Consider the following 15,749-nt stretch of genomic DNA (forward strand, 5'->3'; position numbering starts at 1 on the left):
GAGGGTGACCGAAGAATGAAGATCATCCTCACTCACGAGGTCCCCGGCCTCGGCAGCGCCGGCGAGATCGTCGAGGTCAAGGACGGCTACGCCCGCAACTACCTGGTCCCGCGTGGCTTCGCCATCCGCTGGACCAAGGGCGGCCAGAAGGACGTCGACGCCATCCGTCGCGCCCGCAAGATCCACGAGATCCAGACCCTCGAGGCGGCCAACGAGATCAAGGCCAAGCTCGAGGGCCTGCAGGTCAAGCTGTCCGTTCGCTCCGGCGACGCCGGCCGCCTGTTCGGCTCGGTGACCCAGGCCGACGTCGTCGACGCCATCAAGGCTGCCGACGGCCCGTCCGTGGACAAGCGCGCCGTGGCGATCGCCTCCCCGATCAAGACCCTGGGCACCCACAAGGTCTCGGTCAAGCTGCACTCCGACGTGCAGGCCAACCTCGACGTCAACGTCGTGGCCGCCTGAGCGCTCCGGTAGCAGTCCGAGGGCCGGCCTCCCCGTCCGGGGAGGCCGGCCCTCGGTCGTTCCGGCGGTGCGGCCGGGCTCAGGCGCGGACCGCCCCGGTCACCAGCCAGTGCCCGCTGCGCACCCGGAACACCAGGAATGCCGCCCGGGTCAGCATGAAGAGGTTCATCGCCCACCAGAGCGCGGTCAGTCCGCCGCCGAGACCGGGAACCGCGAGCGCCGCCGGGGCGAACACCACCAGGGTGCCGAGCATCGCCGCGGCCAGGTAGCCGCCGTCGCCGGCGCCCATCAGCACGCCGTCCAGGACGAAGACCAGGCCGCCCACCGGCTGGGTCAGCGCGGCCAGCAGCAGTGCGGTGGAGAGCTGCGTCTGCACGGCCGGGTCGGCGGTGAACAGCGGCACGTACAGCGGCCGGGCCAGCACGATCAGCAGGCCGAGCAGCACCCCGGCGCCTATGCCCCACTCGACCATCCGGCGGGTGGCCGCCCGGGTGCCCTGGACGTCCCCGGCGCCCAGGTGGCGGCCGATGATCGCCTGGCCGGCGATCGCGATCGCGTCCAGGGCGAAGGCGACGAAGACCCAGATGGTCATGGTGATCTGGTGGGCGGCGATCTCGGCGTCGCCCAGGGTGGCGGCCACCGCGGTGGCGATCAGCAGCACGGCCCGCAGGCTCAGGGTCCGGACCAGCAGCGGCCCGCCCGCCCGGGCGCAGGACCGGATACCGGCCGGGTCGGGGCGCAGGCCCGCGCCCTCCCGCCGGGCGCCGCGGACCACGACGACCAGGTAGCCGGCGGCCATCGCGTTCTGGGCCAGCACGGTGCCCCAGGCGGAGCCGGCGACGCCCAGCCCGGCGCCGTACACCAGGCCGAGGTTGAGCGCGGCGTTGGCCGCGAAGCCGGCCACCGCGACCAGCAGCGGGGTACGGGTGTCCTGCAGGCCGCGCAGGACACCGGTGGCGGCCAGCACCACCAGCATCGCCGGGATGCCGAGGGCGCTGATCCGCAGGTAGGTGACGGCGTACGGGGCGGCGGTGGGGGAGGCGCCGAGCAGGTCGGCAGCCTGCGGGGCCAGCGCGAGGCTGAGTACCACCAGGCCGGCCGAGAGCAGCAGGGCCAGCCAGATGCCGTCCACGCCCTGCTGGACCGCGGCCCGGCGGTCGCCGGCGCCGATCCTGCGGGCGACCGCGGCGGTGGTGGCGTAGGCGAGGAAGACGAAGGCGCCGATGACGGTGGTGAGGACGGCTGAGGCGATGCCGAGGCCGGCCAGCTGGGCGGTGCCCAGGTGGCCGACGATCGCGGAGTCGGCCATCAGGAAGAGCGGCTCGGCGACCAGCGCGCCGAAGGCCGGTACGGCGAGCGCGAGGATCTCGCGGTCGTGGCTGCGGCGCGCGGGCGAGGAGGTCATGCGGGCCAGCCTACTCATCCACAGGTAAGTGGTGAATGGGATATGCATCACTTACTCGAAATCTTGATCGAGGTCCGGTGGAGGCAGATGTCCACCGCCTGCCCGGTGGACGGGCGGCCGTGTGAACTTTTTCTCATGCACAGCCGGTCGAGGAAGTAATAGCAGGTCACCGGGTTGACGGTGGATGGATGGTGTGGTTATCCACAGAGCTGTCCACAGGGTTGTGCACAGGTTTCGGGCACTTCTCCACAGGTGCCGTCCCGTCGTCCACACCCCCTGTGGATAACCGTCTTGGCCGAAGGGCCCCCGGCGCCGTAGCGTGGGGCGCCGACCTCCCCCTCTCCTGCGCCCGCTCCGGGCCGGCCGGGACCGCCCGTACGACACCTGCGGCCCGGCGGGGGAACTGTCGGCCGGTTGGCGTATGAAGGAGGATGCGTCATCGGCAAGGCCCGCTCCACTCGCACGACTCGCTGAACGGGGAACACGCGTGACCGGCCCCCAGTACGACGACCACGACGTTCCCCCGCCGCCGGAGGACGACTGGCAGCCGTCCGACGACGCTTTCGGTCCAGGCTCCTTCCCCAGCACCCCCAGCGACCGCCTGCCGGTCTCCCGGGGCCGCGACGGTGGAGGCGGCGGCCGGGACGGTGGCCGGGAAGGCGGCCGGGGCTCCTTCCAGCGCGGCGGCGGCGACGGCTCCCGGCGCGACGACCGCGGCCGGCGGGACGGCGGGGCGGACGACGACCGGCTCTCCGCCTCCGACGGCTTCGAGCGCGTCCCCCCGCAGGACCTCGCCGCGGAGCAGTCCGTCCTCGGCGGCATGCTGCTCTCCAAGGACGCCATCGCCGACGTCGTCGAGGTGCTGAAGCCGGCCGACTACTACCGGCCCGCCCACGAGCTCATCCACGGCGCGATCCTCGACCTGTACGCGCGGGGCGAGCCCGCCGACCCGATCACCGTCGCGGGCGAGCTGACCAAGCGCGGCGAGCTCGCCCGGGTCGGCGGCCCCGGCTACCTGCACACCCTGGTCAACTCCGTCCCGACCGCGGCCAACGCCGAGTACTACGCGGAGATCGTCCACGAGCGGGCCGTCCTCAGACGCCTGGTCGAGGCCGGCACCCGGATCGCCGGCATGGGATACGCCGCCGAGGGCGACGTGGACGAGATCGTGAACGCCGCCCAGGCCGAGATCTACGCCGTCACCGAGCAGCGCACCAACGAGGACTACGCCCCGCTCGCCGACATCATGGAGGGCGCCCTCGACGAGATCGAGGCGATCGGCTCGCGGGCCGGCCAGATGAACGGCGTGCCCACCGGTTTCGCCGACTTCGACCAGCTGACCAACGGTCTCCACCCCGGTCAGATGATCGTCATCGCCGCCCGTCCCGCGATGGGAAAGTCCACCCTGGCACTCGACTTCGCCCGGGCCGCGTCCATCCACAACAACCTGCCGAGCGTGATCTTCTCGCTCGAAATGGGACGCAACGAGATCGCCATGCGCCTGCTGTCCGCCGAGGCCCGGGTGGCGCTGCACCACATGCGCTCCGGCAACATGACGGACGACGACTGGACGCGGGTCGCCCGCCGGATGCCCGACGTCACCAACGCGCCGCTCTACATCGACGACTCGCCGAACCTGTCGATGATGGAGATCCGCGCCAAGTGCCGCCGGCTCAAGCAGCGCAACGACCTCCGCCTGGTCGTCATCGACTACCTCCAGCTGATGCAGTCCGGCGGCTCGCGCCGGGCCGAGAGCCGCCAGCAGGAGGTCTCCGACATGTCCCGTAACCTCAAGCTGCTCGCCAAGGAGCTCGAGGTCCCGGTCATCGCGCTCAGCCAGCTGAACCGAGGCCCCGAGCAGCGCACCGACAAGAAGCCGATGGTCTCCGACCTGCGAGAGTCCGGTTCCATCGAGCAGGACGCCGACATGGTCATCCTGCTGCACCGCGAGGACGCCTACGAGAAGGAGTCCCCGCGGGCCGGCGAGGCCGACCTCATCGTCGCCAAGCACCGAAACGGCCCGACCGCCACCATCACCGTCGCCTTCCAGGGCCACTACTCGCGCTTCGTCGACATGACCCGCGACATGGGCTGAGGCGTGTAGGGGCTCAAAAGCCTTGGCAGAATCTCACGGCAGTCGGCAGATGGATGGCAGAAATGCCACTGCCATGAGACCTGCAGTTCAGGGGCTTCACCCGTTTGGGTGGCTCGGGCGGTAGTCCGGGTCACCCGGGACGGGCGCTCAGCGCCTCGTCTCGTACCTGGTCAGGATCACGCCGCAGGGAAGCGTCCGCGTCTCCACCAGGTTCAGGTTCACCCAGTTGTCCAGCGCGGTGAAGAACGGCGTGCCGCCGCCCACCAGGACCGGCGCGGTGGCCAGCACGTATTCGTCGATCAGCCCGGCCCGCATGGCCGCCCCGGCGAGCGTCGCGCCGCCGATGTCCATCGGGCCGCCGTCCTCGGCCTTGAGCCGGGTGATCTCGGCGACCGCGTCGCCGGTGACCAGGCGGGTGTTCCAGTCGACCTTGTCGATCGTCGAGGAGAACACCACCTTCGACATGTCCCGCCAGCGGCGCGCGAACTCGATCTCCGCCGGGGTGGCGTCGGGCTGCTGGTCGCCGGTCGGCCAGTAGGAGCTCATCGTCTGCCACAGCTTGCGCCCGTAGAGCGACAGGTCGGTCGCCTGCAACTGGTCGGACCAGAACCGGAACAGCTCGTCGCTCGGCACGCTCCAGCCGATGTCGTCGCCGGGCGCGGCGGTGTAGCCGTCCAGGGTCAGGTTCATGCCGTAGATCAGTTTCCGCATGGCGCCGGCCTTCCGTGAGTCGGTCTCACGCGTACAGACTGGCACGGCGCGGGAGACTCATCGGTGCGCGATCCGAGCTCACATGTGGTCCTCGTGCTCGGTGGCTCAGCCGCAGACTCATCGTTCCGCCGAGGAAATGGCATCGATCTGAGACTGATCTTGGGTGACATCGCGGTGGGACAACAGAGAACCAGCAGGTCACAGGAGACCGACATGTCATCGGCGGCGAGACCCTACAAGGCGGGCGCCGTGGACGTGCTCGCCATCGCCCTGGACGACTGCCGGGAACCGGCGCTGCGGCCGCTGCCGGCGGAGGCCGCCGAGCTGCTGGCGGCGCTCGGTGCGCCGCCCCGCCTGGTGGCGCACCTGCGGGCCGTGCACGAGGTCGCCGGTCAGCTGGTGGACTGGCTGGCGGCGCGCTGTCCCGGGCTCGAACTCGACCGTGAGGCCGTGCTGTTCGGCGCGGCCACGCACGACATCGGCAAGGTCCGGCACCCGGCCGAGCTCTCCGGCCCCGGCTCGGAGCACGAGGCGGCGGGGCAGGAGCTCCTGCTGGCGCACGGGGTGTCCGAGCGCCTGGCCCGGTTCGCCGCGGGCCACGCCGACTGGGAGGCCCCGGGCACGCGGATCGAGGACCTTCTGGTGAGCCTCGCCGACAAGGCATGGAAGAACAGGCGCGTGCCGGGCCTGGAGGACCTCGTCGTGGCCGAGCTGTGTGCGGCCGCCGGCCGCCCGGCCTGGGAGGAGTTCCTGGCCCTCGACGAGATCCTCACCGGGATCGGCGACGGCGCCGAGGCCCGGCTCGCCTACCAGGCCGCCCACCCGCTCGGTGGGTGAGGTGCCGTCCGGTGGCCGAAAGCGGCTGTTCGTAGGCGCAACCAACCGCTACTCTGAGCGCGTTTTGCCATGATCACCCTTTAATCGGACGGAGGGTCGGTGTCTCACCGCCGCCTCATGGCGACGGCCGCGGTACTTGCGGCCGGCGTCGCCCTCATCCCGGGTCCGGCACGCGCCGCCGACTCGCCCCGGGCTCTCAACGGTTCGGCGGCCACAGGCGGTTCGGCCCCCGTCGGCGCCGGCAACCCCGCCTTCAGGACTTTCAGCAGCCCCGCCTCCAAGGCCGTCCCGGCCCAGCGCGCGGCGCTGCCCGGGCAGGGAGAGCTCAAGCCGCGGAACACCACCGCCGGCAGGACCGTCTTCGTGGACACGTACTGCTACCGGACGGACGGCGACGGCACCGAGGCCAACCCCTACTGCGACCTCCAGAAGGCGGTCGACGCGGCGGTGGCCGGCGACACGATCGAGATCGGCGGGGCGCCCGGCTCCATCGTGGAGGACACCACCGTCGTCCGGACCTCAGGCATCTCGCTGGTCGGCGTCGGGAGTTCGGCCTGGCTGTTCCCTCACTCCGGCAACGCGGGCAAGCCCGCCCTGGTGCTCGACGGGGTCTCGAACGTCACCGTCAGCAACCTGATGCTGCAGACGAGCAACGGCGGCACCGCCGTCGAGATCAAGAACTCGTCCGACATCACCCTGGATTCCAGCTACGTCGCGGCCAACGGCGGCGGCACCTCCGTCGCGATCGACGGCTCCTCCCGCGATGTGACGGTCAGCCGGACGTACCTGCACACCGGCAACTGGTCGGCGACCGGCTCCGGCGTCAGCGTTGCCGAGGGGGCGAAGTCGATCACCCTGGCCGGCGACATCCTGGCCGCCACCGGTATCCGGGCCACCGGAGTGGCCGGGCTGAACGTCGCCAACAACACCGTCCAGCGCGGCTGCACCCCGGCGCTGGCGGTCGACGGCGCCTCGACCGGCGTGTTCGTCGAGAACAACCTCTTCGAGGACGCCAACGCGGTGACCGACGCCGCCATGGGCGGCCACAAGGCGGCGTGCCTCGCGGGCGGCAAGGGCTGGGCGCCCGACGTGACGGTGTCGGCGGAGTCGGCCCCGGGCACCACCGCGGACTACAACGCCTTCTACATCGACGGCGCCAACGCGACCGCGCCCTACGGCTGGTCGGGCACCACCTACGGCACGCTCGACGAGTTCCGGGCCGGCGTCGCAGGCCAGGGCGGGCACGACCTCGTCGACCCGAAGAAGCCCAACGAGCACGAGATCCGCTTCTTCTCGATCGCCAAGGTCGACTACCTGCTGCAGAACGGTTCGGCCTCGATCGGAACGGCGAACCCCGCCGCACCCGGCCGTCCGAGCTCCGACTTCTTCGGCGCGACGCCGTTCAACAGTCGGGGCGCCGCGCAGCCCACCAACCCGGGCCTGTCGCTCGGCCTGACGGCCGAGCAGATCTCCGGCCACGCCGTCCGGCTGACCGTCGACTCGAAGTCGGCCGGCCCGGAGGGCCGCCTGGACGTCTACTGGGGCGACGGCCGTGGCGACCACGTCGGCACGCCGGTGGACGGCACGTACCCCGTGACCCACACGTACGAGAAGATCGGCTCGTACACCGTCGAGGCCCACCTGCGTGACAGCAAGGGCAACACCCTCGTCAACACCCTGGCAGTGGTGACTGCCGGCTCGGACTACACCGCGTACGGCCCGACCCGCGTCCTCGACACCCGCGAGGGCGTCGGGGCCTCCCGGCGGAAGGTCGGCCCGTTCGGCACCGTCCACCTCAAGGTCGGCGGGAACGAGGGCATCCCGCAGGACGCCACGGCGGTGGTCATGAACCTCACGGTCACCTCGCCGACCGCACCGGGCTTCATCACGGCGTACCCGTACGGCGGCGGCCGCCCGACCACCTCGAACGTCAACTACGTGGCCGGCCAGACCGTGCCCAACCTCGCTGTGGTGCCGGTCGGTTCCGACGGCTACGTGGAGCTGTACAACGGCTCCAACGGCACGGTCGACCTGGTCGCCGACATCGCGGGCTACTTCACCCGGACGGCGGCCGGCGGCTACACCCCGACCGCGCCGACCCGGCTGGTCGACACCCGCTCCGGCTTCGGTGTCGATCCCGGAAAGCTCTCCGGCAGCAGGTCGTTCGAGGTGCGGATCAGCGGAACGGCGACGTCCGACGGGTACGTTCCGTACAGCGGTGTGTCCGCGGTGGCCCTCAACGTCACCGTGACGGGCGCCACGGCCGGCGGCTTCCTCACCGCCTACCCGAGCGGGCGGCCCACACCGCCCGTCGCGTCCAACCTGAACTACGCGGCGGGGCAGACGATCGCCAACGCCGTCGTCGTCCCGGTCGGCCCGGACGGCAAGATCCGGATCTACAACGGCAGCCCCGGCGCGACGGACGTGGTGGTCGACGTGGTCGGCTACTACAGCACGAGCAGCACCGGCACGTACCTCCCGGTGCAGCCCCAACGCCTCCTCGACACCCGTGCCCGGCAGACCCCGCTGGACAGGGGCGGGTACGTCTACCTGCCGCTCTCGACCGGCGACCCGGGCATCACCGCCTACACGCTCAACGCCACCGTGACGCGGACGACCGGCAGCGGCTACCTCACCGTGTCACCCGACCCCAACTCGATCGACGCCTACCGGGCGGGCCGGCAGGTCTGGCCGGCCAAGCCCCTGGTGTCCACCCTGAACTGGGAGCGGGGCCAGACGGTTCCGAACATGGTTCAGGCGGCCGCCGGCGCCAACGGCATCGTCGACCTCTGGAACTCCGGCACCGGCACGACCGATCTGGTGGTCGACATCTCCGGCTACTACGACAAGGGCTGACGCTCCGACCGTCGGAGGGCCCCGGGACGCGATCGCCGCCTCCCGGGGCCCTCTGCCTTCCACCGGCACGGGACGCGGTGGTGTGGCCGGATCTCGTGGTCGTGCGCGGCTGTGGGGCGAGACCCGCGAGCCACGGGCCGGGAAGGAGGTGGTGGGAGGCTCCGGTGCGGTGGCCGGAATTCACTGTTCGTAGGCGCAGTTGACCGCTACTCTGTGCGCGTTTGATCGTGTGATCATCCTTCCAGTGGACTGGAGTGTCGGTGTCCCACCGCCGTCTCGCAGCCGCGACTGCCGTCCTCGCAGCCGCCGTTGCCTTCGTTCCGGGAACGGCCAGTGCGGCCGGCTCCCCACCTCCCGCCGGGGCCCGGGCCGTTCCCGGCTCGCCGTTCGCCGGCGGGGGCCCCGCGAACCTCACGTCCTTCGAGAGCGATGCGGCCAAGGCCTACCGCCCCCAGCTGACACCGCTGCGCTCCGCTTCCGAGCTGAGCCGCGACACCGGGTCGGGGAAGACCCTCTACACGGTGACCGACGGCGGGTTCTGCCAGGGCACCGGGCTGGGCACCAAGGCCGCCCCGTACTGCCACGTCCAGACCGCGGTGGACGCGGCGGCGCCCGGCGACACGATCCAGGTGCTCGGTCGCGGCGGGTACTACTCCACCGAGTCGATCACCGTGCGGACCTCGAACATCACGATCGTCGGCGACGACAAGCAGCCGTGGATCGCGCCCGGCGGCGAGACCTGGGGCAAGCCCGCGCTCGTGCTGGACGGCGTCACCGGTGTGAAGGTCGCGCACCTGCGCCTGTCGGCCGGGAACACCCACGTGGTGGAGGTCCGCAACTCCTCGGACATCACCTTCGACTCCGACTACATCGACGGCTACGCCGCCGACGTGCTCGCCGTCGACGGCGCCTCCAGGTACGTCACGGTGACCCGGACGTACCTGGATTCCGACAAGTGGGCCAAGGACGTCTCGGCGATCGCGATCGCGGAGGGCGCGAGCCGTGTCACCCTGGCGGGCAACCTGATCGCGGCCTCCGGCATCACGGCGACCGGCGTGAAGGGCCTGACGGTCACCGGAAACACCGTGCAGCGAGGCTGCTCGACCGGCCTCGCGGTCCTCGGCACCTCCTCCGACGTGTCCGTCCAGAACAACCTCTTCGAGGACTCCAACGACGACGACACGTACTTCATGGCCGGGTTCAAGTCCTTCTGCACCGAGCACGGTCACAGCTGGGACGCGGACGTGACCGTGTCCGCGGAGTCGGCCCCCGGCACCACCGCCGACTACAACGCCTTCTACGTGTACCGCGACGACGCGACGGCCCCCTACGACTGGGCGGGCACCGTGCAGCCGGGCCTGGAGGCCTTCCGGGCCGCCACCGGGCAGGGCGCGCACGACCTCGACGACACCAAGAAGGCGTACAGCGAGAACCTCCACGCGGTCGGTGAGCAGACCGTGATGGACTTCCGGCCCACCGCCGGCTCGGCCGTCATCGGCACGGCGAACCCCGATGCGCCGGGCCGGCTGGACACCGACTTCTTCGGCGTCAGCCCGTACAACAGCCGGGGCGCCGTCCAGTACGTGAACGCCAACCCGACGCTGGCGCTGGCGATCAAGGTCACCCAGACCAGCGCCTACGGCATCGCGCTGACCACGGACGTCACCAGTGGTTCCGGCATCCCGCTGGTGATCACCGCCGACTGGGGCGACGGCACCAACTCCGTGTACTCGCGGTACGGCGGCTTCAACGAGCAGAGCGCGCACAGCTACGCGGAGCCGGGCAGGTACGCCGTCACGGTCACCGTGAAGGACAACACCGGTGAGTCGGTGGCCAATGCCGTCCGGGTGGAGACGGCCGGCACCCACTACACCGCCTACGGGCCCGTCCGGCTGCTCGACACCCGGGACGGCACCGGTGCGGCCCCGGCGAAGGTCCAGCCGTTCTCCTCGGCCCGGGTGAAGATCGGCGGCACCGGCGGCATCCCGGAGGGCGTCGTCGCCGCCGTGCTGAACCTGACCGTCACCAACACGGCGAAGCCGGGCTTCATCACCGCCTTCGGCGAGGGCGACGGCCGGCCGAGCACCTCGAACGTCAACTTCTCGGCCGGCCAGACCGTGCCCAACCTGGCGATCGTGCCGGTCGGCGCCAACGGCTGGGTCGACCTGTACAACGGCAGCCCGGGCACGGTGGACCTGATCGCGGACATCACCGGCTACTTCGGCACCGCCAAGTCCAGCGGCTACAGCGCGGTCGACCCCGTCCGGCTCGTCGACACCCGCGACGGCACCGGGACGGCCCGCGGCCAGGTGCCCGCGAACGGCTCGTTCACCGTGCAGATCGCCGGCAACGGACGCGCCCAGCTGCCCGCCTCCGGCATCACCGCGGTGGCGCTGAACATGACCGTCACCGAGCCGCAGGCCGCGGGCTTCCTCACCGCCTACCCAGAGGGGCAGACCCGCCCGCTCGCCTCCAACGTGAACTTCGGCCGCGGCCAGACCATCGCCAACGCGGTCGTCGTACCGGTCGGCCAGGACGGCCGGATCCGCGTGTTCAACGGCAGCCCCGCCGGCAGCAGCGTGGTGGTGGACGTGGTCGGCTACTACAGCGCCGCGAGCACCGCGGCCTACATCCCGATCAACCCCTCCCGGGTGCTCGACACCCGTGACCCGGCCTGGAAGTACGGGCAGCTGAAGCCGGGCAACTACATCTACATCCCGTTCTTCACCACCCGCACCGACGTCTCGGCCCTGGCCCTCAACACCACGGTCACCAACACCCGTGGCGCGGGCTTCCTGACGGTGTCGCCGGACCCGAACCGGATCGACCAGTACCAGTACGGCGGCGCGGTCTGGCCGAACCGTCCGCTGGCGTCGGTGCTCAACTGGCTGCCCGGCCAGACCGTGCCCAACCTCGTGCAGGCGAGCACTGGGCGCAACGGCATCGTCGACTTCTGGAACTCCGGTACCGGGAACATGGATCTGATCGTGGACGCCTTCGGCTACTACATGTCCACCTGACGGCCGCACACCACGGGCCGGGCCCGGTACGGACCTCGCGCCGTACCGGGCCCGGCCCGTGTGCGTCCGCCGCCCGGGTCAGAGCTCCAGCACCACCGCGCCGCGGGTGCCGCCCGCCTCCAGCCGGGCGTGCGCGGCGGCGACCTCCTCCAGCGGGTGGACGGAGCCGACGCGGACGGTGAGCCGGCCGTCCTCGACCTGCTTGGCCAGGCCGGCGAGCGCCGGTCCGTCGGGGCGGACGTCGTGGACCGCGACCTCGATGCCGCGTTCGGCGTCCGGCGCGGCCGGCGGGCGGACGGCGACGAACAGCCCGCCGTCCCGCACCGCCGCGAGCAGCGGCGCGGAGAGGCCGGCGGTGTCGATCACCGCGTCGGCGCCGTCGGGGGCGAGGGCGCGCAGGGTGTCCACGGCCGTCTCGCCGCGGGCGACGAACTCGGCTCCGAGGGCGGTGAGCTCCGCCTCGTCCCGGGGGCCGGCGACGGCCAGGACGCGCAGGCCGCGGGCGAGCGCGAGCTGGGTGGTGAGGTGGCCGAGGTTGCCGGCTGCGCCGGTGACCACCAGGGTGCCGCCGGCGTCGAGGCCGGTGCGCTCCACGGCCTGCAGTGCGGTCAGTCCGTTGAGCGGGAGGGCCGCGGCGGTGGTGGCCGGGACCCCGGCCGGGGCGGGGGCGAGCTGGTCGGCGGGCAGCACCGCGTAGTCGGCGTGCGTGCCGTTGCGGGTGGCGAACCAGTGCGAGAGGCCGATGACCTCCTCGCCCGCCGCGAAGGCGGTGACGCCCTCGCCCACCGCGTCCACCGTGCCGGCCGCGTCCCAGCCGAGCCGGAAGGGTGGTGCGCCCAGCAGCGCGGCCACCAGGCCGGATCGCACCGCGGTGTCGGCGGGGTGGACGGCGAGCGCCCGGTTGCGGATCCGCACCTCGCCCGGGCCGGGGACGGGCACCGGGGCGTCGGTGATCTCGGCCCGGTCGGGGCTGCCGTAGCTGTGGACGGTGACGGCGCGCATGGTGCTCTCCTCGCATCTCGTCGGCGGGCGGGTGCCCGGCCGGGTGGCGTGCTCCGAGGCTGTCACCGCGCGGCGGAGGGCGGCAGAGGAGAGCTCACCCTGGGATCGCCGATCCCAGGGTGCGGAGGAGCGGTGCCGACGTGGCGTCACCCGTGGTTCGGCCACCGGGCGGAGTGGTCCGTCCGGCGGCCGGTACCGGTGTTCAGAGGGTGACGGTGGCGCGGAAGAGCGTGGCGCCCGGGCCCGCGACGGCGGTGTCGGTGCCGGTGGCGGGGAGGAAGGCGGACTGTCCGCGGGCGAGGTCCAGGGTCTCGCCGTCGGCGCCGGTGAGGCGGACGGCGCCCTCGGTGCAGAGCAGGATCTGCGGGGCGCGGCCGTCCAGCACCGCGGGCTCGGCGCCGAGGGTGTAGCGGGAGAGCCGGAACTCGTCGATCGGCACCGGGTAGTGGTGCTCGCCGTCGGCGGCGGCCGCCGGCCGCAGCACGTCCGGGGCGGTGGGCTCGAAGACGACCACGCGCAGCAGCTCGGGGATGTCGATGTGCTTGGGGGTGAGCCCGCAGCGCAGCACGTTGTCCGAGTTGGCCATGATCTCGACGCCGGTGCCGCGCAGGTAGGCGTGCGGGATGCCGGCACCCAGGTAGAGGGCCTCGCCGGGCTGCAGCCGGATGTGGTTGAGCAGCAGGGCGGCGATCAGGCCGGTGTCGCCGGGGAACTCGCGGGCGGCGAAGGCGTAGCCGGCGAGGGCGCCGGTCGGGTCGCCGTCGGCGGCGGCCTCGACGGCTCCGGCCACCTCGGTCACCGTGCGGTCCGCCTTCGCGCCGGTCATCGAGAGGATGTGGGCGAGCGCGTCGGCGAGCGCCTCGGGGGCGGGCTTGCTGCGCAGGATGTCGATCAGCGGGTCGAGCGCGGGGACGCCCAGCGAGGCCATCAGCGCGGCCGCGTCGGTGGGCTCGCGGAAGCCGCAGAGGCCCTCGAACTCGTCCAGGGCGCAGATGAGTTCGGGCTTGTGGTTGGCGTCCTTGTAGTTGCGGTGCGGGGCGTCGACCGGGATGCCGGCTTCCTCCTCGGCGGCGAATCCGGAGCGGGCCTGCGCCAGGGTGGGGTGGGCCTGGATGGAGAGCGGCTGGCCGGCGGCGAGGACCTTGAGCAGGAAGGGGAGTCCGGGGCCGAACCGGGCGACGGCGGCGGGGCCGAGTTCGCGCTCGGGGTCGGCGGCGATCACCTGGTCGAGGGTGGCCGGGCCGTGGTGGCGGTCGAGGCGGGAGGGGGCGCCGGGGTGGGCGCCGATCCACATCTCGGCCTGCGGTTCCCCGGTGGGCTGCTCGCCGAGGAGGGCCGGGATGGCGGTGGTCGATCCCCAGGCGTAGGGGCGGACGGTGTTCTGCAGCCTGTCCATCGGCTCGGTTCCTCGCTGTTCCCTGCGGGGTGGTTCTGTCGGAACGGCAGACTCTAGCCGAGCGGTGTGTACGGACAGTGCGGTGCGGCGACCCGGCCGGGCCGCCGCACCGCGGGGGAGCGTCCGGGGATCAGGCGCGGACCACGGCCAGGACGGCGTCGCGGAGCTCGGCCATCCGGGCCGGCTCCTTCGCCTCGACGTTCAGGCGCAGCAGCGGCTCGGTGTTGGACGCCCGGAGGTTGAACCACCAGTCGTCGCCGGCCACGGTCAGGCCGTCCAGCTCGTCGACGGACACGCCCTCCAGCGCGCCGTAGACCGCGCGCACCTCGGCGGTGCGTCCTGCCTGGTCGGCCACGGTGGAGTTGATCTCGCCGGAGGCGGCGTAGCGGTCGTACTGGGCGCACAGCTGCGACAGCGGCAGCTCCTGGCCGCCGAGGGCGGCGAGGACGTGCAGCGCGGCGAGCATGCCGGTGTCGGCGCGCCAGAAGTCGCGGAAGTAGTAGTGCGCGGAGTGCTCGCCGCCGAAGACGGCGTTGGTGCGGGCCATCTCCTCCTTGATGAAGGAGTGCCCCACCCGGGTGCGGACCGGCACGGCGCCGAGGTCGGTGACGACCTGCGGGACCGTCCAGGAGGTGATCAGGTTGTGGATGACGGTCGGCTTCTCCTCGCCGGCCGCGCGGGCGCGGGCGATCTCCCGCTCGGCGACCAGGGCGGTGATCGCCGAGGGCGAGACCGGCTCGCCGCGCTCGTCCACCACGAAGCAGCGGTCGGCGTCGCCGTCGAAGGCGAGGCCGAGGTCGGCGCCGACCTCGCGCACCTTGGCCTGGAGGTCGACCAGGTTCTTCGGGTCCAGCGGGTTGGCCTCGTGGTTGGGGAAGGTGCCGTCCAGCTCGAAGTACATCGGCACGACCTCGACCGGCAGCCCGGCGAGGACGGCCGGGACGGTGTGGCCGCCCATGCCGTTGCCGGCGTCCACGGCGACCTTGAGCGGCCGCATCGCGGACAGGTCGACCAGCGAGAGCAGGTAGGCGGCGTAGCCCTCCAGGGTCTCCCGGGAGGACAGCGTGCCCGGGGTGACGCCCTCGGCGGCGGCGGGCACCGTGACGGTGCCGTCCTCGGCGAGCCAGGACTCGACGAGCTCGCGGATCTCGGTCAGGCCGGTGTCCTGGCCGACCGGCGCGGCGCCGGCCTTGCACAGCTTGATGCCGTTGTACTGCGCGGGGTTGTGCGAGGCGGTGAACATGGCGCCGGGCAGGTCGAGGCTGCCGGAGGCGTAGTAGAGCTGGTCGGTGGAGCACAGGCCGATCTCCACGACGTCCGCGCCGTGGGCGGCGGCGCCCTCGGCGAAGGCCCGGGACAGCTCCGGCGAGGACGGCCGCATGTCGTGGCCCACGACCACCGCGGAGGCGCCGAGCACCTGCACGAAGGCCGCGCCGAAGGCGCGGGCGTAGGACGCGTCCCACTGGTCCGGCACCACACCCCGGACGTCGTACGCCTTCACCAGCTGACTGAGGTCCCGCATGGCGGATCTCCCACCCTGTTCGGTGCGGGACGGCCCGCACGGTCATCGGTCGACACCCGGTACGGGGCTCCGGGCGACGTCCGCCGCCGATGCCCCGGGAGGGGCGGTCGGCGGGCCGTGGAGCCGGTCACGAGCGACCGGATGCTGCGCGACCCTCGGGTGTTCAAGTGGACCCGAGACTACCTGCTGCCCGGAGGCGCCCGGTCCCGGCGGCCGGACGGGTGGACACGACGTTGTACGATCCGCATTCCGGGCCATGTGCTCGGATGCCATCCGGGCCCTGTCGCGATGACATGCGCTGTCGATCCCCCTCCGGCCGCGGGCTCGCCGCATCGTTCCCGAAGATTTTCGAAAGGCTGTGCCGTGACTGCCCCTGAGGAGACCACCTTCGCCGATCTCGGCAGGGTGCTGGTGATCATCCCGACCTACAACGAGGCCGAGAA

The 15,749-nt window shown here is 72.2% G+C and carries 10 protein-coding genes; 5 read left to right on the plus strand and 5 right to left on the minus strand.

Features of this window, described 5'->3' with window-relative positions; all coding sequences use genetic code 11:
• Positions 1-15 precede the first annotated feature (15 nt).
• Complete coding sequence (gene rplI, locus AB0P35_RS15905) at positions 16-462, plus strand: 50S ribosomal protein L9 (protein ID WP_095873863.1); 447 nt, start codon at positions 16-18, stop codon at positions 460-462.
• 79 nt (positions 463-541) lie between these two features.
• Here the strand turns inward: rplI and AB0P35_RS15910 are convergent, their stop codons facing one another.
• A complete protein-coding gene (locus AB0P35_RS15910; protein WP_095873864.1) occupies positions 542-1,867 on the minus strand; it encodes an MATE family efflux transporter in 1,326 nt (441 codons plus the stop codon).
• A 601-nt stretch (positions 1,868-2,468) separates the two neighbouring features.
• On the opposite strand from AB0P35_RS15910, the gene dnaB reads away from it, so the two are divergent.
• On the plus strand, positions 2,469-3,962 hold the full coding sequence (gene dnaB, locus AB0P35_RS15915) for a replicative DNA helicase (protein WP_363511060.1): 1,494 nt from the start codon (positions 2,469-2,471) through the stop codon (positions 3,960-3,962).
• 147 nt (positions 3,963-4,109) lie between these two features.
• Here dnaB and AB0P35_RS15920 read toward each other — a convergent pair whose 3' ends face one another.
• Positions 4,110-4,673: a dihydrofolate reductase family protein gene (locus tag AB0P35_RS15920; protein ID WP_363511033.1), complete on the minus strand. Its 564-nt coding sequence runs from the start codon at positions 4,671-4,673 to the stop codon at positions 4,110-4,112.
• A gap of 213 nt (positions 4,674-4,886) precedes the next feature.
• Here AB0P35_RS15920 and AB0P35_RS15925 point away from each other — a divergent pair, with 213 nt between their 5' ends.
• The 3 genes from AB0P35_RS15925 to AB0P35_RS15935 all read left to right on the plus strand — a co-directional run bounded on the left by AB0P35_RS15925 (position 4,887) and on the right by AB0P35_RS15935 (position 11,386).
• Positions 4,887-5,510 carry an HD domain-containing protein gene (locus AB0P35_RS15925; protein WP_363511035.1) on the plus strand — a complete coding sequence of 208 codons (624 nt, stop codon included), beginning with the start codon at positions 4,887-4,889 and terminating at the stop codon, positions 5,508-5,510.
• A 99-nt stretch (positions 5,511-5,609) separates the two neighbouring features.
• Positions 5,610-8,366 carry a right-handed parallel beta-helix repeat-containing protein gene (locus tag AB0P35_RS15930; protein ID WP_363511037.1) on the plus strand — a complete coding sequence of 919 codons (2,757 nt, stop codon included), beginning with the start codon at positions 5,610-5,612 and terminating at the stop codon, positions 8,364-8,366.
• Between the two features lie 260 nt (positions 8,367-8,626).
• Positions 8,627-11,386, plus strand: coding sequence for a right-handed parallel beta-helix repeat-containing protein (locus AB0P35_RS15935; protein ID WP_363511039.1), 2,760 nt, complete (start codon positions 8,627-8,629; stop codon positions 11,384-11,386).
• Between the two features lie 78 nt (positions 11,387-11,464).
• On the opposite strand, the gene AB0P35_RS15940 is transcribed toward AB0P35_RS15935, so the two are convergent.
• From AB0P35_RS15940 to AB0P35_RS15950, 3 genes are all read right to left on the minus strand, one after another.
• Positions 11,465-12,388 carry an NADP-dependent oxidoreductase gene (locus AB0P35_RS15940; protein WP_363511041.1) on the minus strand — a complete coding sequence of 308 codons (924 nt, stop codon included), beginning with the start codon at positions 12,386-12,388 and terminating at the stop codon, positions 11,465-11,467.
• Between the two features lie 202 nt (positions 12,389-12,590).
• Entirely contained in the window at positions 12,591-13,784 is a 1,194-nt protein-coding gene (gene manA, locus AB0P35_RS15945) for a mannose-6-phosphate isomerase, class I (protein WP_363511043.1), read from the minus strand.
• Between the two features lie 130 nt (positions 13,785-13,914).
• Complete coding sequence (locus AB0P35_RS15950; RefSeq protein ID WP_363511045.1) at positions 13,915-15,306, minus strand: phosphomannomutase/phosphoglucomutase; 1,392 nt, start codon at positions 15,304-15,306, stop codon at positions 13,915-13,917.
• Positions 15,307-15,749 lie beyond the last annotated feature (443 nt).

The sequence above is a fragment of the Kitasatospora sp. NPDC085879 genome (genome assembly GCF_040686255.1).
In the GTDB taxonomy this organism is placed as follows: Bacteria; Actinomycetota; Actinomycetes; order Streptomycetales; family Streptomycetaceae; genus Kitasatospora.

What these genes read in the sequence shown, in the direction of transcription:
- rplI (WP_095873863.1), top strand. Translation starts at nt 16, where the DNA reads ATGAAGATCATCCTCACTCACGAGGTCCCCGGCCTCGGCAGCGCCGGC.
- AB0P35_RS15920 (WP_363511033.1), bottom strand. Translation starts at nt 4,673, where the DNA reads ATGCGGAAACTGATCTACGGCATGAACCTGACCCTGGACGGCTACACC.
- AB0P35_RS15925 (WP_363511035.1), top strand. Translation starts at nt 4,887, where the DNA reads ATGTCATCGGCGGCGAGACCCTACAAGGCGGGCGCCGTGGACGTGCTC.
- AB0P35_RS15950 (WP_363511045.1), bottom strand. Translation starts at nt 15,306, where the DNA reads ATGCGGGACCTCAGTCAGCTGGTGAAGGCGTACGACGTCCGGGGTGTG.
- AB0P35_RS15940 (WP_363511041.1), bottom strand. Translation starts at nt 12,388, where the DNA reads ATGCGCGCCGTCACCGTCCACAGCTACGGCAGCCCCGACCGGGCCGAG.
- manA (WP_363511043.1), bottom strand. Translation starts at nt 13,784, where the DNA reads ATGGACAGGCTGCAGAACACCGTCCGCCCCTACGCCTGGGGATCGACC.
- AB0P35_RS15910 (WP_095873864.1), bottom strand. Translation starts at nt 1,867, where the DNA reads ATGACCTCCTCGCCCGCGCGCCGCAGCCACGACCGCGAGATCCTCGCG.